Annotated in this window: 21 protein-coding genes and 3 tRNA genes; 15 read left to right on the top strand and 9 right to left on the bottom strand. The window is 60.2% G+C overall.

Annotated features, from left to right (window positions below; translation table 11 throughout):
- Positions 1-14: 14 nt before the first annotated feature.
- Both K0F85_RS26450 and K0F85_RS26445 read right to left on the bottom strand, forming a co-directional pair.
- The gene (locus K0F85_RS26450) at positions 15-755 is read right to left on the bottom strand and encodes an AAA family ATPase (RefSeq protein WP_219118819.1); all 741 of its coding nucleotides are present in this window, start codon (positions 753-755) and stop codon (positions 15-17) included.
- A complete protein-coding gene (locus K0F85_RS26445; RefSeq protein ID WP_219118818.1) occupies positions 742-954 on the bottom strand; it encodes a hypothetical protein in 213 nt (70 codons plus the stop codon). The genes K0F85_RS26450 and K0F85_RS26445 overlap by 14 nt, the downstream gene beginning before the upstream one ends.
- Before the next feature lie 88 nt (positions 955-1,042).
- On the opposite strand from K0F85_RS26445, the gene thrC reads away from it, so the two are divergent.
- Genes thrC through moaD form a run of 3 tightly spaced genes read left to right on the top strand, consistent with a single transcriptional unit; the run spans position 1,043 to position 4,018 of the window.
- A complete protein-coding gene (gene thrC, locus K0F85_RS26440) occupies positions 1,043-2,524 on the top strand; it encodes a threonine synthase (protein ID WP_219118817.1) in 1,482 nt (493 codons plus the stop codon).
- A complete protein-coding gene (glp, locus tag K0F85_RS26435) occupies positions 2,524-3,750 on the top strand; it encodes a gephyrin-like molybdotransferase Glp (protein ID WP_219118816.1) in 1,227 nt (408 codons plus the stop codon). The genes thrC and glp overlap by 1 nt, the downstream gene beginning before the upstream one ends.
- A gap of 10 nt (positions 3,751-3,760) precedes the next feature.
- Positions 3,761-4,018: a molybdopterin converting factor subunit 1 gene (gene moaD / locus K0F85_RS26430; protein WP_219118815.1), complete on the top strand. Its 258-nt coding sequence runs from the start codon at positions 3,761-3,763 to the stop codon at positions 4,016-4,018.
- Between the two features lie 42 nt (positions 4,019-4,060).
- Here the strand turns inward: moaD and K0F85_RS26425 are convergent, their stop codons facing one another.
- Positions 4,061-4,294 (bottom strand): hypothetical protein, encoded by a 234-nt coding sequence (locus K0F85_RS26425; RefSeq protein WP_219118814.1) that lies wholly within the window; start codon positions 4,292-4,294, stop codon positions 4,061-4,063.
- Positions 4,295-4,449: 155 nt separating this feature from the next.
- Between K0F85_RS26425 and K0F85_RS26420 the strand changes: the two genes are divergently transcribed.
- On the top strand, positions 4,450-5,700 hold the full coding sequence (locus tag K0F85_RS26420; RefSeq protein ID WP_219118813.1) for a TIGR03862 family flavoprotein: 1,251 nt from the start codon (positions 4,450-4,452) through the stop codon (positions 5,698-5,700).
- Here K0F85_RS26420 and K0F85_RS26415 read toward each other — a convergent pair.
- From K0F85_RS26415 to hpnC, 6 genes are all read right to left on the bottom strand, one after another.
- Positions 5,687-6,493, bottom strand: coding sequence for a head GIN domain-containing protein (locus tag K0F85_RS26415; RefSeq protein ID WP_219118812.1), 807 nt, complete (start codon positions 6,491-6,493; stop codon positions 5,687-5,689). The genes K0F85_RS26420 and K0F85_RS26415 overlap by 14 nt on opposite strands.
- 10 nt (positions 6,494-6,503) lie before the next feature.
- Positions 6,504-7,295: a DUF1700 domain-containing protein gene (locus tag K0F85_RS26410; RefSeq protein ID WP_257638180.1), complete on the bottom strand. Its 792-nt coding sequence runs from the start codon at positions 7,293-7,295 to the stop codon at positions 6,504-6,506.
- Positions 7,296-7,319: 24 nt separating this feature from the next.
- Entirely contained in the window at positions 7,320-7,475 is a 156-nt protein-coding gene (locus K0F85_RS26405; RefSeq protein WP_219118811.1) for a hypothetical protein, read from the bottom strand.
- 124 nt (positions 7,476-7,599) lie between these two features.
- A complete protein-coding gene (hpnE, locus tag K0F85_RS26400; protein ID WP_219118810.1) occupies positions 7,600-8,973 on the bottom strand; it encodes a hydroxysqualene dehydroxylase HpnE in 1,374 nt (457 codons plus the stop codon).
- Positions 8,966-9,799: a presqualene diphosphate synthase HpnD gene (hpnD, locus tag K0F85_RS26395; RefSeq protein ID WP_219118830.1), complete on the bottom strand. Its 834-nt coding sequence runs from the start codon at positions 9,797-9,799 to the stop codon at positions 8,966-8,968. The genes hpnE and hpnD overlap by 8 nt, the downstream gene beginning before the upstream one ends.
- A gap of 46 nt (positions 9,800-9,845) precedes the next feature.
- Entirely contained in the window at positions 9,846-10,727 is an 882-nt protein-coding gene (hpnC, locus tag K0F85_RS26390) for a squalene synthase HpnC (protein WP_219118809.1), read from the bottom strand.
- A gap of 253 nt (positions 10,728-10,980) precedes the next feature.
- On the opposite strand from hpnC, the gene K0F85_RS26385 reads away from it, so the two are divergent.
- The 11 genes from K0F85_RS26385 (at position 10,981) to K0F85_RS26335 (ending at position 25,656) form a co-directional block, all read left to right on the top strand.
- Positions 10,981-12,132, top strand: a complete 1,152-nt coding sequence (locus K0F85_RS26385; protein ID WP_257638179.1) for an efflux RND transporter periplasmic adaptor subunit — start codon at positions 10,981-10,983, stop codon at positions 12,130-12,132.
- Positions 12,129-15,227: an efflux RND transporter permease subunit gene (locus K0F85_RS26380; RefSeq protein ID WP_219118808.1), complete on the top strand. Its 3,099-nt coding sequence runs from the start codon at positions 12,129-12,131 to the stop codon at positions 15,225-15,227. Before K0F85_RS26385 ends, K0F85_RS26380 begins: the two co-directional genes overlap by 4 nt.
- A 190-nt stretch (positions 15,228-15,417) precedes the next feature.
- Positions 15,418-15,500, top strand: a tRNA-Leu gene (locus K0F85_RS26375).
- Positions 15,501-16,214: 714 nt separating this feature from the next.
- Positions 16,215-17,555, top strand: a complete 1,341-nt coding sequence (gene tig / locus K0F85_RS26370; protein ID WP_219118807.1) for a trigger factor — start codon at positions 16,215-16,217, stop codon at positions 17,553-17,555.
- Positions 17,556-17,761: 206 nt separating this feature from the next.
- Positions 17,762-18,379 carry an ATP-dependent Clp endopeptidase proteolytic subunit ClpP gene (clpP, locus tag K0F85_RS26365; protein WP_374106865.1) on the top strand — a complete coding sequence of 206 codons (618 nt, stop codon included), beginning with the start codon at positions 17,762-17,764 and terminating at the stop codon, positions 18,377-18,379.
- A 199-nt stretch (positions 18,380-18,578) separates the two neighbouring features.
- Positions 18,579-19,847, top strand: coding sequence for an ATP-dependent Clp protease ATP-binding subunit ClpX (clpX, locus tag K0F85_RS26360; protein WP_219118806.1), 1,269 nt, complete (start codon positions 18,579-18,581; stop codon positions 19,845-19,847).
- A 273-nt stretch (positions 19,848-20,120) separates the two neighbouring features.
- Positions 20,121-22,532, top strand: coding sequence for an endopeptidase La (gene lon / locus K0F85_RS26355; protein WP_219118805.1), 2,412 nt, complete (start codon positions 20,121-20,123; stop codon positions 22,530-22,532).
- A 204-nt stretch (positions 22,533-22,736) separates the two neighbouring features.
- Positions 22,737-23,009 (top strand): HU family DNA-binding protein, encoded by a 273-nt coding sequence (locus K0F85_RS26350; RefSeq protein WP_010398442.1) that lies wholly within the window; start codon positions 22,737-22,739, stop codon positions 23,007-23,009.
- A 125-nt stretch (positions 23,010-23,134) separates the two neighbouring features.
- Positions 23,135-23,211 (top strand) — tRNA-Asp (locus tag K0F85_RS26345).
- 17 nt (positions 23,212-23,228) lie between these two features.
- Positions 23,229-23,305: transfer RNA gene (locus K0F85_RS26340), tRNA-Asp, on the top strand.
- Positions 23,306-23,730: 425 nt separating this feature from the next.
- Positions 23,731-25,656, top strand: coding sequence for a SurA N-terminal domain-containing protein (locus tag K0F85_RS26335; protein WP_219118804.1), 1,926 nt, complete (start codon positions 23,731-23,733; stop codon positions 25,654-25,656).
- Positions 25,657-25,683 lie beyond the last annotated feature (27 nt).

Here is a 25,683-nt window from a genome sequence, read left to right as displayed (position 1 = left end):
GTCTTATTGCACTCTCACTCCTCCTCAAACAACTGTTCCAGCCTTCTCGGGTAGTTATTCAGGAAATCGCGCGTCACGGCGTAGTGCTCCGTGTCTTCATACGCCACTTCGTGGATGCCGCCGCCCGTAAACATGAAGATTTTCGCGTTCGGGTAGGCCAGCAATATCGGCGAATGGGTGGCGATGATCAGCTGCGAGTCGTCTTGCACCAGCTGGTGGATCACGGATAGTGCCGCCATCTGGCGGCTGGGCGACAGCGCCGCCTCGGGCTCGTCCAGCAGATACAGTCCCTTGCCCCGCAGCTTGTTGATCAGGGTGGCCATGAATGCTTCGCCGTGCGATTGCGCGTGCAGCGACTTGCCGCCATAGCTGCCCAGGTATTCGGGCATGTCGTCCATATAGGTGGCGACATTGAAAAAGCTCTCGGCGCGCAAAAAATAGCTGTCCTCGGGTTTTTTATAGCTCTTGCTCAGACGCAAGTGTGCGTGCAAGCCCGATTCCTCGTCCGAGGGCAGGGCGATGCGCACGTTGCGCGTGCCACCATCCTTGCCGAAGCCCAGTCCCACGGCCAGTGCTTCGAGCATGGTCGACTTGCCGCTGCCATTCTCGCCCACGAAAAACGTCACGTCGCGGTGGAAGTCCATCTGCACGAAGTCGCGGATGGCGGGGATGGTGAAGGGATAGTGGTCCAGGTCGACGACGGCGTCGGGGCGCAGCGCGGCGCTTTGCAAATACGGTTTTTTACTCAGCGACATGGCCGGTTCCATGAAAGGCCCGGAGCGGGCCGACAAACACCAGTGTGGCGCAAATCAGGCGCACGCGCCAGTATGCGGCCCCATCTTTATGTGGGGCCTTGATCTCGCCATAAAAAATTTCCAAATCACAACGGTTTTGCCTTTGCCGGACGCTGCCGTTTGACAACAGGCGCGCCCGCCAGGGCGGCTGCGTACGCATGCGATTCGCCTTGGGGAGCGGCTGGCACTATAATATCCGCTGCCATTCATGATCAACCGCACTCAGCTCAACTGGACTCTTCAAATTTATGCACTACGTGTCTACCCGCGCTGATAAAGCGCCATCGAATCAGCAGCAATTCTCCGACATCCTCCTGGGCGGCCTGGCCCCCGATGGCGGACTGTATCTCCCAGAACATTACCCGCAAGTCACTGGTGCCGAGCTCAATGCCTGGCGCACATTGTCGTATGCCGACCTGGCATTCGAAATCCTGAAGAAGTTCGCTAGCGATATCCCGCAAGCGGACCTGAAGGCACTGACGGCGAAAACCTATACCAATGCAGTCTACAAGAATGCCCGCGCCGGCGAAAACGCAGCCGACATCACGCCGCTGCGCGTGCTCGAAGAAAACGTCGTCAAGGGCGGCCAGACCACCCTGATGTTGCAAGCGCTGTCGAACGGTCCGACCCTGGCCTTCAAGGACATGGCCATGCAACTGCTGGGCAACCTGTTCGAATACACCTTGACCAAGCACGACGCCGAACTCAATATCTTTGGCGCCACGTCGGGCGACACGGGCAGCGCGGCCGAATACGCGATGCGCGGCAAGAAGGGCATCCGCGTCTTCATGTTGTCGCCGCACAAGAAAATGAGCGCCTTCCAATCGGCGCAGATGTTCAGCCTGCAAGACCAGAATATCTACAACATCGCCGTCGAAGGCGTGTTCGACGATTGCCAGGACATGGTGAAAGCCGTCTCGAACGACTTGCCGTTCAAGGCGCAACAGAAGATCGGCACCGTCAACTCGATTAACTGGGCTAGAGTCGTGGCGCAGGTGGTGTACTACTTCCGCGGCTATCTGGCGGCCACCACCAGCAACGAGCAAAAAGTGTCGTTCACGGTGCCGTCTGGCAATTTTGGCAATATCTGCGCCGGCCATATCGCCCGCATGATGGGGCTGCCGATCTCGAAACTGGTGGCGGCGACGAATGAAAACGACGTGCTCGACGAATTTTTCCGCACGGGCGTGTACCGCGTGCGCAAGTCGGCCGAAACGTATCACACCAGCAGTCCGTCGATGGATATTTCGAAAGCGTCGAATTTCGAGCGCTTCGTCTACGACCTGGTGGGCCGCGACAGCGAGCGCGTGCGCGCTTTGTTCACGAAAGTGGAAACCCACGGCGGCTTCGACCTGTCCGGCAAGCCTGGCAGCGATGGCGATGAATTCAAGCTGGTGGCCAAGTACGGCTTCAAGTCTGGCAAGTCCACGCATCAGGACCGCCTCGACACCATCCGCGACGTGGCCGATGACTACGGCATCACCATCGACACGCATACGGCCGACGGCATCAAGGTGGCGCGCGAGCACCTGGAGCCCAATGTGCCGATGATCGTGCTGGAAACCGCGCTGGCGGCCAAGTTCAACGAAACCATCCTGGAAGCGCTGGGCGTGGACGCGGAACGGCCAGACGGCTTCGAGCATATCGAAGACTTGCCGCAAAAGTTCGTCGTGATGGATGCCGATGTCGGGAAAATGAAGGCGTATATCGCCGCCAATACGGGACTGTGATGACAGACGCCAGCACTGTACGCAAACCGATGCTGTCGGTGGCCGAGGCGCAAGCCTTCATGCTGGGCGCGGCGCGCCCGGTGGTCGACGTGGAGCTGGTCGACACGCTGCGCGCCAACGGCCGCGTGCTGGCGGCCGCGCAGACATCAACCCTGAACGTGCCCGAGCGCGACAACACGCAGATGGATGGTTATGCCGTGCGCGCCAGTGACTGCGCCAGCGGCGCGGCCAGCTTGCCCGTGTCACAGCGCATCGCGGCCGGCCACGTGGGCCAGCCCTTGCAGCCGGGGACGGCGGCGCGCATCTTTACGGGCGCCCTGATCCCGGACGGCGCCGATTGCGTGGTGATGCAGGAGCAGTGCAGCGTGCTTGACGGCGTGGTGACGGTCAATCACGTGCCGCATGCGGGCGAATGGGTGCGCCGCCAGGGCGAGGATATCCGCGCCGGCGGCCAGATCCTGGACGCCGGCCGGCGCCTGCGCAGCCAGGAAATGGGCCTGGCCGCCTCCGTCGGCCTGGCGCAATTGCCCGTGCTGCGCAAGCTGCGCGTGGCTGTCTTTTTTACAGGCGACGAACTGGCCATGCCCGGTGAGCCGTTGGCACCGGGCGCCGTCTACAACTCGAACCGTTTTACCTTGCGGGGATTGCTGGAAAATTTGGGTTGCGAGATCACGGACCTGGGCATCGTGCCCGACAGCCTTGAGGCCACGCGCGCCGTGCTGCGCCAGGCGGCCAAGGGCAATGACTTGATCATCACCTCGGGCGGCGTGTCCGTGGGAGAGGAAGACCATATCAAGCCGGCCGTGGAAGCGGAAGGACGCTTGAACATGTGGCAGATTGCCGTCAAGCCGGGCAAACCGCTGGCGTTTGGCGAAGTCAATCAGGCCTTCTTTATCGGCTTACCCGGCAATCCCGTCTCCAGCTTCGTTACCTTCTTGCTGTTCGTACGCCCGTTCATCCTGCGCCTGCAGGGCGTGGCGGGCAATCTGGCGCCGCGCAGCTACAAGCTGCCCGCCGCGTTTGAGCGCCTGAAGGCGGACAAGCGCAACGAGTTTTTACGCGCCAGGGTCAATGAGGAGGGCGAACTGGAACTGTACACCAACCAGAGTTCGGGCGTGCTGACCTCCACCGTGTGGGGCGACGGCTTGATCGACTGCCCGCCGGGCTTGTCGATTGCGCGCGGCGACATGCTGCGCTTTATCCCGTTTAACGAATTGCTGTACTGAGGAAGTATCGATGAAGATCAATCTGCGTTTTTTTGCCAGCGTGCGCGAACTGCTGGGCACGGGCCAGGAAGTGCTGGAAGTGAGCGAGCCTTTGCGCACGGTCGGTGAGGTGCGCGCTTTGCTGATCGCCCGTGGCGGCAACTGGGAATATGCGCTGGCACAGGGGCGTGCATTGCGCATGGCGCATCAGCAGGTGATGTGCGATGCCGACACCGTGATCGCGGACGGCGATGAAGTGGCATTCTTCCCGCCCGTGACGGGCGGCTGAGAATGCCGACATAAGAACATGGCCGCTGACGCGGCCATGTTCTTATGGCGACTTGGCTTTTGCCTTGTCCCCGCTGCAGGTGGCGCAGGCGATGGCTTTCCTGTAGCGCCAGTACTTCGAGCCGATGAAGATGGCCGAGGCCACCAGCGACCAGGCCAGCGCGCTGAGGATATCGGCCTGGCTGGTGGTGCCCTTGCTGTATTCGACCACCGTCAGGATGATGAATAAAATCGAACTGGCCAGCAAATAGCGGGAAATCCAGAATCCTGCGCCCATGTGTCTCTCCTCTTGTCGTCTCGTTGTCTGCTGAAGTCAAGCCGCTGGTCGCAGCAGCATATCAGCGCAGTATGCATCATTTTTCGACATTCTTGCCATTCCCGGGCCTTATCTCGACTAAAATGCCGGGGTTTTCACCGCCTTCCCAGCTTGCCATGACCCATTCCAGCCTTCCTGCCTTTCACATCGCCGTCATCGGCGGCGGCCCCGCCGGCCTGATGGCCGCCCAGGCGGCGGCCGACCAGGGGGCGCAGGTGGAACTGTTTGACGCCATGCCGTCCGTCGGCCGCAAATTCCTGCTGGCCGGGCGCGGCGGCATGAATATCACGCACGCGGAAGGCTATCAGGCCTTTGTCTCGCGCTACGCCAGGCAGGCCAGCCGCCTGAAGCCGGCGCTGGACCAGTTCGGCCCGCAAAAGGTGCGCGACTGGGTGCATGGCCTGGGCGTGGACACCTTCGTCGGCTCCTCGAACCGCGTCTTCCCGACCGACATGAAGGCCGCGCCTTTGCTGCGCGCCTGGCTGCACCGCTTGCGCGAAGCGGGCGTGCAATTTCATATGCGCCACCGCTGGACGGGCTGGCAAGACGGCCAACTGGCCTTCGCCACGCCGGACGGCGAACGCCTGCGCTGCTTCGACGCCGTGATCCTGGCGCTCGGCGGCGGCAGCTGGGCGCGCCTGGGTTCGGACGGCGCCTGGGTGCCGCTGCTGCAAGGGCAGGGCGTTGCCGTGGCGGCGCTGGCGCCGGCCAATTGCGGTTTCGACGTGGACTGGAGCGAGCATTTCAGCAGCCGCTACGCGGGCGAGCACCTGGCCACGCTGGCCATCACGGCGCATGACCTCGATGGCTTGACGGTCAAGCGCCAGGGCCAGTGCGTCATCACCCAGGGCGGCATCGAGGGCGGCCTGATTTATGCGTTGTCGGCCGCGCTGCGCGAGCAGATTGCGCGCGACGGCAGCACGACCATCTGGCTGGACCTGGCGCCCGACCACAGCCATGAACGGGTATTCGAGGAAGTGACGCGCCCGCGTGGCGCCCGTTCCATGTCCAGCCACCTGCAAAGCCGGCTAGGCATCAAAGGCGTGAAATCGGGCTTGCTGCGCGAGTGCCTGGGTGCGGCCGACTTTGCCGACGAGGCCACACTGGCGCGCGCCATCAAGTTGTTGCCCGTCACCTTGCAGCGCCCGCGTCCTATCGATGAAGCCATCAGCAGCGCCGGCGGCGTGCAATTCGACGGTGTCAAAGGCAGCATGCTGTGCGCCATGCCTGGCGTGTTCGTGGCCGGCGAAATGCTGGACTGGGAAGCGCCCACTGGCGGCTACCTGCTGACGGCCTGCCTGGCGCAAGGCAAGGCGGCTGGCGAGCAGGCCGTGGCGTGGCTGGAAGATAAAGTTAATGCCAAGTAATTTCGCCGGAGCCACTCTTTTGCGCATCGCGCTGGCGCGGGTTGCCATGGACGTGGATGTCGCCGCTGCCGCGCAAGCTCAGGTTGGCGGCGTCGCGCACGAAGACGGTGCTCTGGCCCGAGCCTTGCAGGCTGACGCTGGCCTTGTCTGCGGCCAGGTGCTCGGCATCGATATCGCCTGATCCGCTCAGGTCGGCACGCAGGAATTTCGTGTTGCCGCTGGCGGCGAGGCGTCCGGAACCCACCATTTCCAGCACCACGCTGTCACTGTTGCCGCCATTGATGTCGAGGTCGCCGCTGCCGTTGACTGTCGCTTGTACTTGCTTATAGCGCCCCGTGAAGCTGACGTCGCCCGAACCCGTCAATTCCAGGATGAAACTGTCGCCGGAAAATCCCGTGATCTTGCTGTCCCCATTGCCGTGCACTTCCAGGCGCACGAGCGATGGCAGCACCAGTTCCACGCGCAGCGGCTGGCGATGGTGGAACAGCATGCCTTTCGGGCCGATATGCAGGGTCGTGCCGTCTTGCGTGGTGTCAACGTTCGACAGCAAACGCTGTTCGCCGCTCACCTTCAGCGATGGCGTGGCGCCACGGCGCAGCACCAGGTCGATGGGGCCGGCCAGGTCGATGCTGTTGATATTGGCGGAAATCGGGCGCGTGTCGCTGCGCACGGCGCGGCCGGCAGCGCTGCTGGGATTGCTGATTCCCTTGGCGCGCAGCGCCGCATACGACATGGCGATCAGGACCATTGCCAGCAAGAGCATGGACAGGCCAACTTTGAATAAGCGTTTCATGGCAGCCTTTCTAGTGACCTTTGAGCAGGGAGACATTCATGGCGACGTAGCGCCTGATGCCGATCAGGGTATAGCGCGTGACCACCAGGCTGAGCAAGAAGATGGCGATGCCGCCGAGCAGCATGCCCACGCCGAAGACGGTTTGCGTGGTGCGCGCATCGCGGTCCATGTCGGTGGAGATACGGATGCCGCCACCGGCCAACGCTTCGGCCCGTTCCATCATGCGCGAAGACGCGCCCGGTGCCTCGGCTTCGGCCGCTTCACGCTGCGAGGGACCCGGCACGTGGTCGATTTCGATGCCCGTGTCGCCGATGGTGATGCGCGTCTCGCGCCGCTCGCCGCCTTCGCCGCCGTCATCGTCATGGATGAAGACATGGCGCAGCGGGCCATCGAGCACCAGTTCGTTGGCGCCGGACAGGCCGCTGGCCGTGATGGCGATGCCAGCCAGGTAAAAGCTCAGGCCGACGGCATACAGGGCGGCCAGCAGGGCCGCGTAGACGGCGGCAGGCACCACCATGAACAGGTTGAAGATGGCCAGGCCCACCAGCGAGACGAGCAGGCGCAGCAGGTTGACGGGGGTTTTTTTCTGTTCGAAAGCCTGGCGGTGTGTGCTGCTGCGCAAGGTCAGTGCGATCTTTTTCGGCTCGCCCAGGTCATCGGCGATCTCGTGTTCGCTGCGGCCGGCCGCCGCCCCTTCGATGAAGGTCTGTTCGTAGTAATCGAGCGTCTTGGCCACCAGGTCCGGTGGCAAGCCTGCCAGCGCGCGCCGCAGCGCGTCGAGATAATCTTGCTTGTTCATCATATTCTTCCTGTTCCTGCGCGTCGCTTAGCCCAGCGCCGGCAGCAGCATGCTTGCCTGGCTCAGCAGCAATGGCGCTTGTGGCGTTTGCTGTCCGTGAATGACGATCAGGGTGGCCAGCGCCACACAAGCCAGCAGCGCCACGGCTTTCAAGCTGTTTTTCAAGTGCAAGGTGGTGTGCATGGTATTCCCCGTGGCATGGCCGTTGTCGATGATCAGACTCTACCCAAGCGCGGGCGGGCGCACCAGCGCGGTGCGACAGAATGCAATTTCGCGGGGGCGAGCGACACCAGGGCGGGATGCGGCGTCACCTCTGCTTTGCCGCCTGGCCTGTGTGGACCATCCTGGCTGCCGCCAGACCGCTGCGCACGGCTGCCTCGATGGTGGCCGGATAGTCTTGCGTGCGCTCGTCATTGGCCGTGTAGTCGCCGGCCAACAGCAAGCCCGGCATGCCGCTGGCGTTGCCGGGGCGCGCCAGGTCCGGCGTGCAGGCAAAGGTGGCGCGCTTTTCCGTGATCAGCTGGGTCCAGACAGGCTGCGCCAGTGCCGGGCGCTGCAGCACCTGCGCCAGCTGCGCCGCGATGGCGTGCGCCAGCGCAGCATGCCCTTGCTCCGCGGCAGGGCCGGAGGCGCTGATGACGACGGCCAGCAAGCCCGCCTGGCTGGCGTCGAGCTGGCCCCGGTCGAAGACAAACTGTCCCCAGTGCCGCTGCTGCGGCGCATCGACGAGCGCGTAGAACGGCAAGTCCAGGCGCAGCGAGGCGTCGTATTGCAGATAGCAGGTGCTGATGGCTTCCGGCGTAAAGGCTTGCATTTGGCTAATGGCCTTGTCGAGGCGCGCATCGTGCACGCCTTGCAGCAGGCTGGCCGCCTGAACGGATGAGGTTGCCACGATGACGCCATCATAGTGCGCATCACCGTCGAGTTGCCAGCGGCCATCAGGCAAAATTTGCAAGGCGGCCACCTTGGCGCCCGTGCGCACTGCGCCGCCATGCTGCGCGACGTAGCGGGCGGCCGCGTCAGGCAACAGGGTGCTCAAGTCCGTCTTTGGAATCAGCATGTCGGAGGCGCGGCGCCGGCTCGCCCCCAGGCTGTCGCGCAGCACATTGAGGAAGACCCGGGCCGAGGCCCGTTCGGGCGGGGTATTGAGCGCGGCCAGGCAGAGCGGGTGCCACATCAGCCGGTTCAGGCGCTCTGTCTGGTCGAAGCGCTGCAGCAATTCGCTGACCGTGCAATCGTTGTACAACTGCCAGCCCATCGTTCGCATGGCCGTGGAAAAACGCATTAGTGCCAGCTTGTCGGCGCCCTGCAAACCTTGCGCGCGCAGCAGGGCCCATGCCAGATGCAGCGGTGCGGGCAGGCGCGGGGCGATGAAATCCATGCCATCTGAGCCAGCCGGATAGCGCATTTGCAGGGGCAGGGTGAGGATCAGCTCTTTTGGGTCTTGCCCAGCCAGTTTGATCAGGCGCAAGGTTTCCGTGTAGGCGCCCAGCAAGATATGCTGACCGTTGTCGAGGACAGTGTTTTCTCTCTCGACGCGGCGCGCGCGGCCACCCAGGGTGCGCGCCGCCTCGTAGACGGTGACGGCATGTCCGGCGCGCGCCAGTTCCATGGCCGCCGCGCAGCCGGCCCAGCCGGCGCCGATGACGGCAAAGCCTTGCTTCACGGCCTGCTCAGCCACGAACCCACGTCTTCCACGCCAGCCACAGCTTGCGGATCGGCGTGAGCGAGATGCGCTGCTTCAGCACGTGGTAGCCGTCGCGCTCGACTTCATTGAGCAGGGTACGGTAGATGGCCGCCATGATCAGGCCCGGGCGCTGGGCGCGGCGGTCTTCAGGCGGCAGCAGGGCGAACGCTTCGTCATACGCCTTTTGCGCGCGCGCCACCTGGAAGCGCATGAGGTTTTCAAAGTTTTCGCTGTGGCGCGCGTTCAGCAGGTCGGCCGCCGTCACATTGAATTGCTGTAATTCACTGATCGGCAGGTAAATACGCCCCTTGCGCGCATCTTCGCCCACGTCGCGGATGATGTTGGTCAGCTGGAAGGCATGGCCCAGTTTTTCCGCATACAGCAGGGTTTCCGGGCGGGTCGCGCCAAAGATGCTGGCCGACAAGATGCCCACCACGCTGGCCACGTGCCAGCAATAGCGGCTCATGGCCTGGTAATCGAGGTAGCGGGTCTGATTCAAGTCCATTTCCATGCCGTCGATGATGGCCTGCAAATGCTTTTCTTCCAGCTTATACACGTCCAGATGCGGCTGCAGCGCACGCATCACCGGATGCGTGGGGTTGCCTTCGTACATGGCCTTGACTTCCTTGCGCCACCAGACCAGCTTGGTGCGTGCCACGGCTTCGTCCGTGCATTCATCGACCGTGTCATCGACTTCGCGGCAGAAGGCGTACAGGGCCGTGATGGCCTTGCGGCGTTCGGCGGGCAGGAACAGGAAGCTGTAATAGAAGCTGGAGCCGCTCTGGGCGGCCTTTTGTTGGCAGTATTCGTCGGGAGACATAGTCAAAAGAGCAAGGGTTGCAGATCGAAGCCGCTATTCTATCGTCTTACAGAGTGGCTGACGGGGGAAAAGCCGTTTTTACTTGTGTCTCTTGATGCAGGCTTTTGCGCGACATGCGCAGGGCGCGCCAGAAAATGATCAGCCAGTCGCGTTTCTCCAGCTTGGGACGGCGCCGGAACACGTCGTAATTGACCGCTTCGATGGCTTCGAGGATGCGCAAGCCCCCTTGCACCACCAGTCGCAGCTCCCAGCCGATGCGACCGCGCAAACGCAGGGCCAGCGGCGCGCCGGACAGCATCAGCGCACGCGCGCGGGCCACTTCGAAGCGCATCAGGGCGCTCCACTTGCCATGCGCCTCGGGCCGCTCGAAGGCGGCGGCGGAGACGGCAAAGCGGCTCAAGTCTTCCATCGGCAGGTAGATGCGCTCTTTTTGCTGGTCGATGGCGACGTCTTGCAGGAAATTAATTAGTTGCAAAGCTGAACATATCGCATCGGAATCGCGTACATTCTGTTCATCGGCCGCGCCATACAGGTGCAGCATCAGCAGTCCCACGGGGTTGGCGGAACGGGCGCAGTAGTCGAGCACCTCGTCATAGCTGGCGTAGCGCGTCGTTTCCACATCCTGTTTGAAGGCTGACAACAGATCGTAGAACGGCTTGAGCGGCAACTGGAATTTGGCGATGACGGCGGCCAGGCGTTCGAACATGGCGGCGTTCTCGCCAGCATGGCCTTCCTGGCGCTCGATACGGCCCAGCGCCATTTCGTAGGCGTGCAGGGCAGCAAGGCGTTCGGCCGGCGTGGCGTCACCCTCATCGGCCAGGTCGTCGGCGCTGCGGGCGAAGGCATAGATGGCTTCGACGGCGGGCACCAGGCGGCGCGGCAGTAAAAATGATGCAACAGGAAAATTTTCGTAATGGTCTACAGGCATTGAACACGCTTCTTTAGTCTTGCAGTTTTTTAATCTCGAGATTAATGACGCAAAAGTCACTAAAAACTTTTGCGCACGATTATAATTAATAACCAGAAAGTCAGTAAGAGGCCAGGCGTGCCTCCGGTGATGCAACTGATATTGTCACAAATTTAAGGATATCGCGTGCGAAAAAATTTCGCTAGCCCCCGTGCACTAGCGAAAAGTTTCCTCACGCAAAAATCCAACAGCCCGCATAGTAAAGGAAAATACCTTGTTTGCCCTGAAAACCCTGCGCCGCGAGACCGGCGCACCTGCAATGCCCGCCCTGCGGCTGATCGCCGCCGCTGCCCTGGCGCTGAGCCTGGCGGCCTGTTCCAAGCCTGCCGTCAAAGTGGACGATGTGCGCCCCGTGCGCGCAATCGTGCTCGCTAGCAGCAATGTTGACGTGAGTGCCGAGCTGGCGGGCGAGGTCGTGCCGCGCGTCGAGTCGCAGCTGGGTTTCCGCGTGGGCGGCAAGATCGTCACGCGCAAGGTCGAGGTTGGCGCCTTCGTCAAGAAGGGGCAAGTACTGATGCAGCTCGATCCGGTCGACTTGCAACTGTCGCAGGCGCAGGCCAAGGCCTCGCTGCTCAGCGCGGAAACCAGCCGCGACCTGGCCCGCGTGGAACTGAAGCGCTACCAGGATTTGCGCGAGAAGAATTTCGTCAGCCAGGCCGTGCTCGATGGCAAGAATGCCACTTACAAGGCGGCGCAGGCAAACGTGGAAGCTGCCCAGGCGCTGTACCGGGGCCAGGCGAACCAGTCCGGCTACGCCAGCTTGCTGGCGGACGTCGATGGCGTCGTCACGCGCATCGAGGCCGAAGTGGGGCAGGTGGTGGCGCCCGGTGCGCCTGTCGTGCAAGTGGCCAGAAGCGGCGAGAAGGAAGTCGTGATCGGCATTCCTGAAGACAAGGTTGAAACCTTGCGCGGCGTCAAGAATGTGGTGGTGCGCCTGTGGGCCGACCCGAAACAGGCGCTCCCGGGCAAGATCCGTATCGTGTCGCCCGTGGCCGATGCCGCCACGCGCACCTATATTGCCAAGGTCAGCATCCCGGACGCGCCGCAGGCACGCCTGGGCATGACGGCTGTGGTTCAGTTCGCCTCGCAGACGGCTACGCCGCAGATCAAGGTACCGTTGACGGCTCTGTTCAATGAAAAATCGCAAAGCTCTGTATGGGTGGTGGAAAACGGCGCCGTGAAGCTCGTGCCGGTGACAGTGGGTGGCGTGGCGGGCAATGAGTTGCTGCTGACCTCGGGCGTGACAGCGGGGCAGACCGTGGTCACGGCCGGCGTCAACTTGCTCAAGCCGGGCCAGAAAGTGAGCATTCTCGGCGCCGAGCTGGCCAGCAAGCCCGCCGCCGTCAGTATGGGGGCCGTCAAATGAAGGGCGGCTTCAATCTGTCGCGCTGGGCGCTCGAACACATACCATTGACGCGCTACCTGATGGCCGTGCTGCTGATCGGCGGCATGCTCAGCTATGCCAGCCTGGGCCAGGATGAAGATCCTCCGTTCACCTTCCGCGCCATGGTGCTGCAAGCGTACTGGCCGGGCGCCACGGCGCTGCAGATGGCCGAGCAGGTGACGGACAAGCTGGAAAAGAAGCTGCAGGAAACGCCGTATATCAATGAAATTACCAGTTATTCGAAGCCGGGCGAAACCCTGATCTTGCTGGAACTGCGCGAATCGGCGCCGCCCAAGGAAACGGCGGCCGCCTGGTACCAGGTGCGCAAGAAGATCGGCGATATCAAGGGCACCTTGCCGTCCGGCGTGGTGGGCCCCTTCTTCAATGACGAGTTCGGCGACACCTATGGCTCCATCTTCGCCCTGTCGGGCGACGGTTTTACCTATGCGGAAATGAAAGACTATGCCGACAAGGTGCGCCAGGAATTGCTTGCCGTGGGGCAGGTATCGAAGGTGGAACTGTTCGGCGTGCAAGATGAAAAGATCAATATCATCTTTTCGCACAAGAAATTTGCCCAGATGGGCATACCCTTCGACGCCATCGTGCAGCAATTGTCCGAACAGAACGGCATTAACGCCACGGGCGTGCTGGTGACGCCCACAGACAATCTGCAAGTGCGCGTGACGGGCGCCATACTGACCGTCAAAGACCTGGAAAACCTGGAACTGCGCGCCAATGGCACCACTTTCCGCCTCGGCGACTTTGCCACTGTGAAACGCGAATTTCTCGATCCGCCGAAGGACAAGATGCGCTTCAATGGCAAGGAAGTGATCGGCCTGGGCGTGTCGATGGAAAAGGGCGGCAACATCATCGACATGGGCAAGGCCTTGCAAGCGACGGTGACGCGCATGAAGAGCGAGTTGCCCGTGGGCATAGAGCTGCAGCGCGTGTCGAACCAGCCGGAAGCCGTGTCCGCTTCCGTGGGCGAGTTCGTGCATACCCTGGTCGAAGCCATTCTGATCGTGCTGGCCGTCAGCTTTGTCGCGCTGGGCTTGCACACGAAGCCGCTGCGCATCGACGTGCGTCCCGGCCTGGTGGTGGCGCTGACCATCCCCCTGGTGCTGGCAGTCACCTTCCTGTTCATGCGCCTGCTTGACATCGACTTGCACAAGATCTCGCTGGGCGCCCTGATCATCGCGCTGGGCTTGCTGGTCGATGACGCCATCATCGCCGTCGAAATGATGGTGCGCAAGATGGAAGAGGGCATGTCGCGTTTCGACGCGGCCACCTTCGCCTACACCTCGACGGCCATGCCCATGCTGACGGGCACCCTGATCACGGTGGCGGGCTTCCTGCCCATCGGCCTGGCCAAGTCGGCCGCCGGCGAATATACGTTTTCCTTGTTCTCCGTCAATGCGCTGGCCCTGATCATCTCGTGGGTGGTGGCCGTCGTCTTCACGCCCTACATCGGTTATGTCTTGTTGAAGGTCAAGCCGCACGCGCATAACGACCATGAATTGTTCGATACGCCGAACTTCCGCCGCTTCCGCCGCGCCGTCACCTGGTGCGTGGAGTGGCGCAAGACGACGATTGCCGCCACCCTGGCCATCTTTGCGCTGGGTATTTATGGCTTTAACTTTATCGAAAAGCAATTCTTTCCCGATTCCAGCCGTCCCGAACTAATGGTGGAACTGTGGTCGCCCGAAGGCACGACCTTTGTCGCGAACGAGAAACAGGTGAAGAAATTCGAAGCCTTCGTCAGCAAGCTCGACGGCGTGGACAGCGTCACCAGCTACGTCGGCACCGGGAGTCCCCGTTTCTACCTGCCGCTGGACCAGATCTTCCCGCAGACCAACGTCTCGCAAGTGGTGGTCTTGCCGAAGAGCCTGGCTGACCGCGAACGCCTGCGCCAGCAAATCGTCGATGTCTTCAAGAAGGATTTCCCGGAAGTGCGGGGCAGGGTAAAACTGCTGCCGAACGGGCCGCCCGTGCCGTATCCCGTGCAATTTCGCGTGACTGGTCCGGAAGTGACGGGTGTGCGCGCCATTGCCGACCAGGTCAAGGACATCATGCGCGGCAATCCGAACACCCTGGGCGTCAATGACAACTGGAATGAATCGGTGAAAGTGCTGCGCCTGGACCTGGACCAGGACAAGATGCGCGCGCTGGGCGTCACCTCGAAAACGGTGATGCAGGCGGCCAATACGATTTTGTCGGGCACCGTCATCGGCCAGTTCCGCGAAGACAACAAGCTGATCGATATCCAGGTGCGCCAGCCTCTGGAAGAGCGGGCGACGATTTCCGTGCTGAACGACACGAATATCCCGACCGCAACGGGCAAGTCCGTGCCCATCTCGCAACTGGCCCGCGCGCATTTCGTCTGGGAGCCGGGTGTGGTCTGGCGCGACAAGCGTGAATGGGCCATTACCGTGCAATCGGACGTGATCGACGGCATCCAGGGCGCCACTGTCTCGACGCAGCTCGCGCCGCAACTGGACGCCTTGCGCGTCAAGCTGCCGGCCGGCTACCGCATCACCGTGAAGGGCGTGGCTGCCGACAGCGGCGAAGCGGAAGCGTCGATCGCGACCAACCTGCCGCTGGCCATCTTCATCATCTTCACCCTGCTGATGCTGCAGCTGCACAGTTTCTCGCGCTCCCTGCTGGTATTCCTGACGGGGCCGCTGGGCGTGGCCGGCGCCGCGTTTGCCTTGCTGCTGCTGCACCGTCCGCTGGGCTTCGTGGCCAACCTGGGCATCATCGCGCTGTTCGGCATGATCATCCGCAACTCGGTGATCCTCGTCGACCAGATCGAGCAAGACATCAACGATGGTTCGGCCCCATGGGATGCCATCATCGACTCGGCCGTGCGGCGCTGCCGTCCCATCGTGCTGACGGCCGCCGCCGCCGCGCTGGCCATGATTCCCCTCTCGCGCTCCGTTTTCTGGGGGCCGATGGCAGTCGCCATCATGGGCGGACTGATACTGGCGACGGCCCTGACCCTGCTGTTCCTGCCGGCCCTGTATGCGGCCTGGTTCCGGGTCAGGAAGCCGGTGGTGCTGGACAAGGATGGTGCTTGACGATCAGTGTTAGCCAGCTGATATAAAAAAGGCGGCATTCCTCTGGGAAATCCAGTAGAATGCCGCCTTTGCTTTACGGCGGACTTGCCCGGCAAGTCCACGGTAGCCAGATTGCCCCCGAGTTGTTAGAATCAGGGTGGCGCAGGTGACAGCCTGCGCGGCGTGTAGCTTGCGTCAAGTCGTGCAAATTGCGGATGTGGTGGAATTGGTAGACACGCTGGTCTTAGAAGCCAGTGCTTCGGCTTGGGAGTTCGAGTCTCCCCATCCGCACCAATCCGGGTTGTTCCAGCCTGGATGTGCAGCACCATCAAGTTGTTCTCAGCCTCCTTGCAGGCGTCTTCGCTGTTTTCCTCTTGCTCTTTTCGTCGGCCCGGATGTCTGTCTGTGCGCTGTTTTTCGCCGCAGATCGGGTGCCAGGGCGGGGCGCGGGCAGTGATTTGCCGAAAAAATGGCCAAATTGAGATAAATCAAAGGTTTTTTGGCCGAAATCTTCGATGAGAGCGCATTTCTTTGTTTCGGACGGGGCGCCAGTTCGCATATACTAATGAACGAAGCAGGCTGGAAAGCCTGTCTCTGGCGAAATAATGAATGCCGGGGCAAGAGTAAAGACAGGGCCACCCAGGCTGTAGCGACGCGTTCGCTGCCGCTGGTATCCTCTGTGGCCAGGCTGCAAAGCCAGCCACTTTCCCGAAGTCCTTTGTTATAATGCCACGCTTTACCGAATGATGGCTGGCCTTGCATTTACTGAGAAGCATGGCTGGCTGCTCGGAGCCCTGTCGCAGTACTGGAAGCGGCGGATTGTTTGGTGCCTGGTGCGGGTTTTCCCTCAGCCGGGTAGACCAGGTCCATCGTCCTGTTTTCAGTACTTTTACAGATGAATATGCGAGCGAGTGAAGCTGGACCCATGTCTTGCCGCCAGTGATGGCGCAAGGGGTCGGGTCTTCTTTTCTCGCACCAACAGTGTTTATTTTTTGGACGATTTTTTACATGGCAACTGCAGTCGAAACCTTGGGCAAACTCGAACGTCGTATCACGATCTCCTTCCCGCTGACGGACGTCCGCACGGAAGTTGAGAAGCGCCTGAAAGTGCAAGCCCGTACGGCTAAGGCACCGGGCTTCCGTCCGGGCAAAGTGCCGTTGAAAATGGTCGCAGCACAATACGGCTACCAAATTGAATCCGAAGTGCTGAATGACAAAGTCGGCCGCGCGTTCAACGACGCCGCCAACGAAAACAATCTGCGCGTGGCCGGTTTCCCGAACATCGTGCCGAAAGAAGAAGCAGCCGAAGGCCAGCTGGCTTTCGACGCAACCTTCGAAGTGTATCCGGAAGTGGCCATTGGCGACCTGACGGTCGTTGAAATCGAAACCGTGCAAGCCGACGTGTCGGAAGCCGAAATCGACAAGACCATCGACATCCTGCGCAAGCAGCGCGTGCACTTCCACACCAAGGGCGAAGCTGGCGAACACGGTGACGGCGGTGAGCCGATCGCTGCCAACGGCGACCGCGTAACGGTCGACTTCGTCGGTTCCATCGACGGCGTTGAATTCCCAGGCGGCAAAGCTGAAGGCTACGCTTTCGTGCTGGGCGAAGGCCGCATGCTGCCAGAATTCGAAGCCGCGACGCTGGGCTTGAAAGTGGGCGAGTCCAAGACTTTCCCATTGTCCTTCCCTGAGGACTACCATGGCAAGGACGTGGCCGGCAAAACCGCTTCGTTCACCATCACCCTGCAAAAGCTGGAATGGGCGCACCTGCCGGAAGTCGATGCTGAATTCGCCAAATCGCTGGGCGTTGCCGATGGCGACCTGGCCAAAATGCGCGAAGACATCAAAGTCAACCTGCAGCGCGAAGTCGCTGGCCGCGTGAAAGCACGCAACAAGGAAGCCGTCATGGACGCGCTGATCAAAGTTGCTGAGCTGGAAGTGCCAAAAACGCTGATCGCTCAGGATTCCGAGCGCCTGGCCGAAATGACCCGTCAAGACATGGCGCAGCGCGGCATGAACGTCAAGGACGTGCCTTTCCCAGCAGAACTGTTCGCAGAAAAAGCCGAGCGTCGCGTACGCCTGGGCCTGATCCTGTCGCAACTGGTGGGCGACAACACGCTGCAGGCAACGCCTGAGCAAGTCAAGGCGCAAATCGAAGATTTCGCCCAAAGCTACGAAGATCCACGCGAAGTGCTGAAGTACTACTACAGCGACCGTCGTCGTCTGGGTGAGATCGAAGCCCTTGTATTGGAAGAAAACGTCGTCACTTACGTGTTGGGCCTGTCGAAAGTCACGTCGAAAGCAGTTGCATTCGATGAACTGATGGGAAGCAACGCACAAGCGTAAACCAGTTGGTATTGGGGTGCCATTATTGCCTTTGACACCTAACAAAACCGTAGCGAGCGGATGGGAGTTGTGGCTGAGAAGCGGAGCTGTGCGAATGCACAGTGAGCATCGGAGGCCGCAAATCGCGACGCGCAGTAGGTTTGTTTGGTGTCCCAAGCTGGTGGTAGCATCCCCTAACTGCTTCACAAGGAAATGAAATGACAGGTATGAACCGTAATCCGGCGCTGGACACAGAGATGCTCGGCCTGGTGCCGATGGTGGTGGAACAAAGCGGTCGCGGCGAGCGCTCGTATGATATTTACTCGCGCCTGCTGAAGGAACGCTTGATTTTCATGGTCGGCCCGGTCAATGACCAGATGGCCAACCTGGTTGTCGCCCAGCTGCTGTTCCTGGAAAGCGAAAATCCGGAAAAGGAAATCTCGCTCTACATCAACTCGCCAGGTGGCTCGGTCTCGGCCGGCATGGCCATCTACGACACCATGCAGTTCATCAAGCCGGACGTCTCGACCCTGTGTACCGGGATGGCCGCATCGATGGGCGCTTTCCTGCTGGCCGCTGGCGCCAAGGGCAAGCGTTTCTCGCTGCCAAACTCGCGCATCATGATTCACCAGCCGTCCGGTGGTTCGCAAGGCATGGCGTCCGACATCGAGATCCAGGCCAAGGAAATCCTGTACCTGCGCACCCGCTTGAACGGCATCATGGCCGAGCGCACGGGCCAGTCGATCGAACAGATCGCCAAGGACACCGACCGCGACCGTTTCATGTCCGCCGACGAGGCCGTTGAGTATGGTTTGATCGACAAAGTGTTGACCAGCCGCGCTTGATGAGCCCCTACCGGTATTGCTAAGCATGTAAGTAAACGCCCGGGCGATCAAACGTTCGGGCGTTTCGCTTTTATTTCGGGTAGCATGGAGCTTGTGCACGTTGTTCACTCGCGTCATGGGTGGTTGCCTTATGGGCAACTACCGCACTCCGGCTTGCGATTTTGCAATATTGTTAATGCAGTTCCAACCAAAATGCCTTATGTCAGACAAAAAATCCTCTAGCGGCGAAAAATTACTGTATTGCTCGTTCTGCGGCAAAAGCCAGCACGAGGTGAAGAAACTCATCGCCGGCCCGTCCGTGTTCATTTGCGACGAGTGCATCGACCTGTGCAACGACATCATCCGTGATGAAACGTCGGGCATCGAGACGGTGACCGGTACCAAATCCGACCTGCCGACGCCGCAAGAAATTGCCGCCTTGCTCGATCAGTACGTGATCGGCCAGCAGACTGCCAAGCGCATCCTGTCGGTGGCGGTGTACAACCATTACAAGCGCCTCAAGCACCTGGGCAAGAAAGACGACATCGAACTGGCGAAGAGCAACATCTTGCTGGTCGGTCCTACCGGCTCGGGCAAGACCCTGCTGGCACAGACCCTGGCGCGCATGCTCAACGTGCCGTTCGTGATCGCCGATGCCACCACCCTGACCGAAGCCGGTTACGTGGGTGAGGACGTCGAAAACATCATCCAGAAGCTGCTGCAAAGCTGCAACTACGACGTCGAGAAAGCCCAGCGCGGCATCGTCTACATCGATGAAATCGACAAGATTTCGCGCAAGTCCGATAATCCGTCCATCACGCGCGACGTGTCGGGCGAGGGCGTGCAGCAAGCCTTGCTGAAACTCATCGAAGGCACGATGGCTTCCGTGCCGCCACAAGGCGGCCGCAAGCACCCGAACCAGGATTTCGTGCAGATCGACACGACCAACATCATGTTCATCTGCGGCGGCGCCTTCGACGGCCTGTCGAAAGTGATCGCCAACCGTTCCGAAAAGAGCGGCATCGGCTTCTCGGCCACGGTGCGCAGCAAGTCGCAAAGCTCGGCCAGTGAGCTGATGCTGCAAGCGGAACCGGAAGACCTGGTCAAGTTCGGCCTGATCCCGGAACTGGTGGGCCGTCTGCCCGTCATCGCCACCCTGGCCGAATTGACGGAAGAGGCACTGATCCAGATTCTGGTCGAGCCAAAGAATGCGCTGATCAAGCAGTATTCGAAGCTGCTCGAGATGGAAGGCGCGGAACTGGAGATTCGTCCGGCCGCCCTGCATGCGATCGCCAAGAAGGCGCTGGCGCGCAAGACCGGTGCCCGTGGCCTGCGTTCGATCCTGGAACACGCTTTGCTGGACGTCATGTACGAACTGCCGAGCGAACAAAATGTGGTGAAAGTCGTCATCGACGAAAATACCATCACCAGTGGCGCCAAACCTTTGTTGATTTATCAAGAGACTGCCAAAGCCTCCGGAGAAAATTGAAAACTGCCGAGACAAATGCATAAAAAGGGTTTTGATTCCTTAATGCATGGCAGTACAATTTAAACCAATGAGTGCAGGCTTCAATCGTAAAGCCACTCGCGGCGCTTAGCTGCGTGTGGCTTTTTTACTGTTAAAACTGCATTTGTTACAGTCATGCGGGTGTGTTTTGCGAAATAGACTTTATGTTTGTTTCACAGAATTATTTATTCTCGCCGGTCTTGTGTTTTGGCAGCGAGCGCCAACATCGTAAACACGCTTTCTATAAGGTACGCCATGACAACTTCCAAATTAACTGAGCAAACTCAACTGCCGTTATTGCCGTTGCGGGATGTCGTCGTTTTCCCGCATATGGTGATACCGCTGTTCGTTGGCCGTCCAAAGTCGATCAAGGCGCTGGAAGCTGCGATGGAGCAGGGCAAGAGCATCATGCTTGCCGCTCAAAAAGCAGCCGCGAAGGACGAGCCGTCCCCTTCGGATATCTATGAAATTGGCTGTGTCGCCAATATTCTGCAAATGCTGAAGCTGCCCGATGGCACCGTCAAGGTGCTGGTCGAAGGCGCGCAGCGTGCCCGTATCAACCACATCAGCGATGCGCCGACGCATTTCATCGCCGACCTGACGCCGCTCGAGTCCGAGCCGGGCGACGAGTCGGAAGTCGAAGCCATGCGCCGCGCGATCGTGCAGCAGTTCGACCAATACGTCAAACTGAACAAAAAGATCCCACCGGAAATCCTGGCGTCCTTGTCTGGCATCGACGATGCCGGCCGCCTGGCCGACACGGTGGCCGCGCATCTGCCCCTGAAGCTTGAGCAAAAACAAGTCATCCTGGAAATTTTCAGCGTGGCCAAGCGTCTCGAACACCTGCTGGGCCAGCTCGAAGGCGAACTCGACATCCTGCAAGTGGAAAAGCGCATTCGTGGCCGCGTCAAGCGCCAGATGGAAAAGTCGCAGCGCGAGTATTACCTGAACGAGCAGGTCAAGGCGATCCAGAAAGAGCTGGGCGAGGGCGAAGATGGTGCCGACCTCGACGAGCTGGAGAAAAAAGTCGCTTCGGCCAAGATGCCGAAGGAAGCGCTCGACAAGGCGACCAACGAGTTGAAAAAGCTCAAGCTGATGTCGCCGATGTCGGCCGAAGCCACGGTCGTGCGCAACTACATCGACACCCTGGTCAACTTGCCTTGGAAAAAGAAATCCAAGGTCAATAACGACCTGGCGAATGCGGAAAAAGTGCTCGAAGGCGACCACTACGGCCTCGACAAGGTCAAGGAACGTATCCTGGAATACCTCGCAGTGCAACAGCGCGTCGACAAGCTGAAAGCGCCTATCCTGTGCTTCGTCGGTCCTCCTGGCGTCGGCAAGACTTCGCTGGGCCAGTCCATCGCCCGCGCCACGAACCGCAAGTTCGTGCGCATGGCCCTGGGTGGCGTGCGCGACGAAGCCGAGATCCGCGGTCATCGCCGCACCTACATCGGCTCGATGCCGGGCAAGATTTTGCAATCGCTGTCGAAAGTCGGCGTGCGCAATCCTTTGTTCCTGCTCGATGAAGTCGACAAGATGGGCGCCGATTTCCGTGGCGATCCATCGTCGGCCCTGCTGGAAGTGCTCGATCCGGAACAGAACCACACCTTCTCCGACCACTACATCGAAGTCGATTTCGACTTGTCCGACGTGATGTTCGTGGCGACGTCGAACTCGTACAACATTCCGCCAGCCTTGCTTGACCGCATGGAAGTGATCCGTCTGTCCGGTTACACGGAAGATGAAAAGACCAGCATCGCGCAGCGTTACCTGCTGCCGAAGCAGATCAAGAACAATGGTTTGAAGGAAGAGGAAATTTCGGTGGCCGAGTCGGCCTTGCGCGACATCATCCGCTACTACACGCGGGAAGCCGGTGTGCGTTCGCTCGAGCGTGAAGTGTCGAAGATTTGCCGCAAGGTGGTCAAGATGCTGCTGCTGAAGAAATCCGACAAGAAAGTCATCGTCAACTCGAAGAACCTGGATAAATTCCTCGGCGTGCGCCGCTATGATTTCGGTGTCGCAGAGAAAGAAAACCAGGTGGGCCAGGTGGTCGGTCTGGCATGGACGGAAGTGGGCGGCGATCTGCTGACCATCGAAGCCGTGTCGATGCCGGGCAAGGGCGGCATTATCCGCACGGGTACCCTGGGCGACGTCATGAAAGAGTCGATCGAGGCAGCCCGCACGGTGGTGCGCAGCCGGGCACAGCGCCTGGGCATCAAGGCGGACGTGTTCGAGAAGAGCGACATCCACATCCACGTGCCGGAAGGCGCGACACCGAAGGATGGTCCTTCGGCTGGCGCGGCCATGACGGTGGCCATGGTGTCGGTCTACACGGGCATCCCCGTGCGCGCCGACGTGGCGATGACGGGCGAGATCACCTTGCGCGGCGAAGTGTTGCCGATCGGCGGCCTGAAAGAGAAGCTGCTGGCGGCTCATCGCGGCGGCATCAAGACGGTCTTGATTCCAGAGCAGAATGTGAAGGACTTGGCCGACATTCCGGACAACGTCAAGAACAAACTGGAGATTGTGCCGGTGCGCTGGATCGACAAGGTGCTGGAAATCGCCCTCGAGCGCATGCCTGAACCGTTGCCGGACGTCGCTGCAGTGGAGGCTGTCACGGCCGCCGCAGCCAAGCCTGATGCGGCTACCGAGGTAGTAAAACACTAACGTTTTACCCCTGTTTTCCCCAAACAAGCGCTTTTAGAGCGCTTGTTTTATATTGAAACGTGAATTGCGCCCCCAAAGCGCTTGACACATATACAGTGTGGCTTGTTTAATACGCCTGCACATTTTTTTCGCCGGACAGCTGTGGTGCCAAAAGTGCCGCAACGATACGGTAAACGTTTTATACCTTTGTAATTGGGGATGCTAGTGAACAAGACTGAATTGATCGACCACATTGCTGAAAAAGCTGACATTTCCAAAGCCGCCGCTGCGCGCGCACTCGACGCTGTTATCGGCGGCGTGACGGAAACTTTGAAAAACAACGACAGCGTGACGCTGGTTGGTTTTGGTACTTTCTCGGTCAGCGAACGCGCTGAGCGTACCGGCCGCAATCCGCGTACCAAAGAAGCGATCACGATCGAAGCTGCAAAAGTTCCAAAATTTAAAGCTGGTAAAGCTTTGAAGGATGCTGTAAACTAACGGACTTCGGTGAGGTGACAATCACCGGAAACATTTGGCGGCGCCTCCGGGTGCCGCGATTTCAGGCTAGAAGTTCTTCGGATCGCAAGCCTGGATGCAAATGCAAGTAGTACTGTGTATTTTTCGGAGTGGTAGTTCAGTTGGTTAGAATGCCGGCCTGTCACGTCGGAGGTCGCGGGTTCGAGTCCCGTCCGCTCCGCCAAAAAAATACGCTCTTAAGGAGTGGTAGTTCAGTTGGTTAGAATACCGGCCTGTCACGTCGGGGGTCGCGGGTTCGAGTCCCGTCCGCTCCGCCAGAATATAGAAGCCCGCGCTGCTGAATAAGTAGCGCGGGTTTTTCTTTTATGTGCCCGATTATCGGCGCGCGCCCCCATCTCCAATTTCCGACATGCCGTTTTGAATAAAAAGTGCGATCCTTTAAATCCCCTTTAAGCTGCGCCGTGTTTAATATCGGTCGCCGAGCCGAGCCGAGCCGAGCCATAACTGGCATGCGGCGCCAGGGCAGGGCGCGCGCCCTGATTTACTCTTGCTATAGCGCTATGGGCATTGTAGAATCAGGAGATAATGGCTTGGGCGTCAGAATCCTGCTTTAGTTCCAGCGCCAAGTTGTTGAATCTAAAGGGGAAGTGGACATCTGTCCCGTCCATTCCGCCGAAGAAATCAAGGCGAACGCATGTTCGCCTTTTTTTATAGTGATCCACTCATCCCGAATTGGCTGACCATGTTTGAATTTATTCGTACCCATCGACGCTTGATGCAGTTTCTCTTGATGCTGGTCATCGTCCCGTCTTTTGCACTGGTCGGTATCAGCGGCTACCAAAGCTTCGGCGATGGCGCGAACACCATCGCCAAGGTCGGCGACCAGGTCGTTACGCAGCAGCAATATGAAGAAGCGCAACGTCAGCAGATCGACCGCTACCGCCAGATGATGGGCGAGCAGTTCGACCAGAAAATGTTCGACACGCCGGAAGCGCGCCAGAGCATCCTTGACAACCTGATCGCAGAGCGCGCCGTGGCCGCCGAAGTGGGCCGTAGCCACCTGGTCATCAGCGATGCCGTGCTGCAAAAGGAAGTGCTGGAAATCCCTGGCCTGACCTTGCCGGACGGTAAATTCGACCTGGAACGCTACAAATCCATGCTCGCTGCCCAAGGCATGACGCCGCAGATGTACGATGCGCGTCGCCGCAGCGATATGGCCCTGCAGCAATTGGCCGGCGCCGTGCAAGGCACCGCCTTCGCGCCGAGCACCGTCTCCAAGCGCCTGTCCGATATCACCTCGGAAGAGCGTGAAGTGCAGGAATTGCTGTTGCCTATCGGCCAGTACGTGCCGGAAGTCAAAGTGACGGACGCCATGATCAAGGCGTTCTATGACAAGAACAGCAAGTTCTTCGAGATCCCGGAACAAGCCAAGATTGAATACGTCGTGCTGGACGACAGCGCTGCCGGCGAGCAAGTCGATGTCACCGACGCCGACGTGACGGCCTACTATGCGAAGAACCAGAAAGCCTACACGACGGAAGAAGCGCGTCAGGCCAGCCACATCCTGGTCGCTGTCAAGAAAGACGCATCGGCCGCCGACAAGGCAGCCGCCAAGGCCAAGGCTGAGGCCATCCTGGCCGACGTGCGCAAGACACCTGGCAGCTTTGCCGCCGTGGCCAAGGCCAAGTCGGAAGACCCGGCATCCGCAGAGCAGGGCGGCGACCTGGGCGTGATTGGCAAGGATGGCTTGCCGGCACCGCTGCTGAGCGCGGTAAGCAAACTGAAGCAAGGCGAAATCAGCGATGTCGTCGCTTCCGATTTCGGCTACCATATCCTCACCGTCACCTCGCTCAAGCCACAGCACGTGCGGGCGCTCGATGAAGTGCGCGGCGAAATCACGGCCGACCTGCGCAAGCAATTTGCTGCCAAGAAATACTCGGAAATGGCCGAAACGTTCACCAACATGGTCTACGAGCAATCGGACAGCCTGAAGCCGGTGGCCGACAAGCTGAAACTGAAAGTGGACACCGTCGCCAACCTGTCGCGCACGCCGTCGCCAGCACTGGGCAAGGCACCGTTCAACAATGCCAAGTTCCTCACCGCCATCTTCTCGAATGACTCGCTGAAAGACAAGCGCAATACCGAAGCCGTCACCGTCGCACCGAACGTGCTGATCGCCGGCCGCGTGGTGGAATTCAAACCGGCAAGCAAGCGTCCGCTGGCCGAAGTCGAAGCGATGATCCGTCAGCGCGTGACCCTGGAAGAAGCGGAAAAGCTGGCCAAGAAGGCGGGCGAGACCAAGCTGGCGGCCTTGAAGGCTTCCGGTGATGCGAGCGGTTTCGGTGCGGCGCAATGGGTGTCGCGCAACAAGCTTGACGGCATCAACCGCGCTGCCATCGCGCAAGTCATGAAAGCCGACACGGGCAAACTGCCAGCCTATGTGGGCGTTGAGCTGCCAGCCCTGGGTTACGGCATCTACCGCATCGCCAAGGTGCAGCAGCCGGCGCAAGTGGACGCAGCGCGCCGCCAGCAAGAGAAAGACCAGATCAGCGGCATCCTGGCACAACAGGAAATGTTCGATTACGTCGAGTACCTGAAAAACAAGGCCAAGGTGAAGATCGTCAAGCCGGTCACCGCCCCAGCCGCCCCAGCGCCGGAAGCACCATAAGAGTTAGTTTCCACGCATAAAAATAGC

This window comes from Janthinobacterium sp. UMAB-56, assembly GCF_900095265.1.
In the GTDB taxonomy this organism is placed as follows: domain Bacteria; phylum Pseudomonadota; class Gammaproteobacteria; order Burkholderiales; family Burkholderiaceae_D; genus Janthinobacterium.
Note: the sequence above shows the minus strand (reverse complement) of the source record. Positions and strands in the feature narration are given on the sequence as shown.

Coding starts and splice junctions, on each gene's coding strand:
- moaD (WP_219118815.1), top strand. CDS start 3,761: ATGAAGATCAATCTGCGTTTTTTTGCCAGCGTGCGCGAACTGCTGGGC.
- hpnC (WP_219118809.1), bottom strand. CDS start 10,727: ATGCCTGTAGACCATTACGAAAATTTTCCTGTTGCATCATTTTTACTG.
- K0F85_RS26450 (WP_219118819.1), bottom strand. CDS start 755: ATGTCGCTGAGTAAAAAACCGTATTTGCAAAGCGCCGCGCTGCGCCCC.
- K0F85_RS26425 (WP_219118814.1), bottom strand. CDS start 4,294: ATGGGCGCAGGATTCTGGATTTCCCGCTATTTGCTGGCCAGTTCGATT.
- K0F85_RS26410 (WP_257638180.1), bottom strand. CDS start 7,295: ATGATGAACAAGCAAGATTATCTCGACGCGCTGCGGCGCGCGCTGGCA.
- tig (WP_219118807.1), top strand. CDS start 16,215: ATGGCAACTGCAGTCGAAACCTTGGGCAAACTCGAACGTCGTATCACG.
- hpnD (WP_219118830.1), bottom strand. CDS start 9,799: ATGTCTCCCGACGAATACTGCCAACAAAAGGCCGCCCAGAGCGGCTCC.
- K0F85_RS26405 (WP_219118811.1), bottom strand. CDS start 7,475: ATGCACACCACCTTGCACTTGAAAAACAGCTTGAAAGCCGTGGCGCTG.
- clpX (WP_219118806.1), top strand. CDS start 18,579: ATGTCAGACAAAAAATCCTCTAGCGGCGAAAAATTACTGTATTGCTCG.
- glp (WP_219118816.1), top strand. CDS start 2,524: ATGACAGACGCCAGCACTGTACGCAAACCGATGCTGTCGGTGGCCGAG.
- K0F85_RS26335 (WP_219118804.1), top strand. CDS start 23,731: ATGTTTGAATTTATTCGTACCCATCGACGCTTGATGCAGTTTCTCTTG.
- clpP (WP_374106865.1), top strand. CDS start 17,762: ATGAACCGTAATCCGGCGCTGGACACAGAGATGCTCGGCCTGGTGCCG.
- K0F85_RS26420 (WP_219118813.1), top strand. CDS start 4,450: ATGACCCATTCCAGCCTTCCTGCCTTTCACATCGCCGTCATCGGCGGC.
- K0F85_RS26415 (WP_219118812.1), bottom strand. CDS start 6,493: ATGAAACGCTTATTCAAAGTTGGCCTGTCCATGCTCTTGCTGGCAATG.
- lon (WP_219118805.1), top strand. CDS start 20,121: ATGACAACTTCCAAATTAACTGAGCAAACTCAACTGCCGTTATTGCCG.
- thrC (WP_219118817.1), top strand. CDS start 1,043: ATGCACTACGTGTCTACCCGCGCTGATAAAGCGCCATCGAATCAGCAG.
- K0F85_RS26380 (WP_219118808.1), top strand. CDS start 12,129: ATGAAGGGCGGCTTCAATCTGTCGCGCTGGGCGCTCGAACACATACCA.
- K0F85_RS26445 (WP_219118818.1), bottom strand. CDS start 954: ATGCGTACGCAGCCGCCCTGGCGGGCGCGCCTGTTGTCAAACGGCAGC.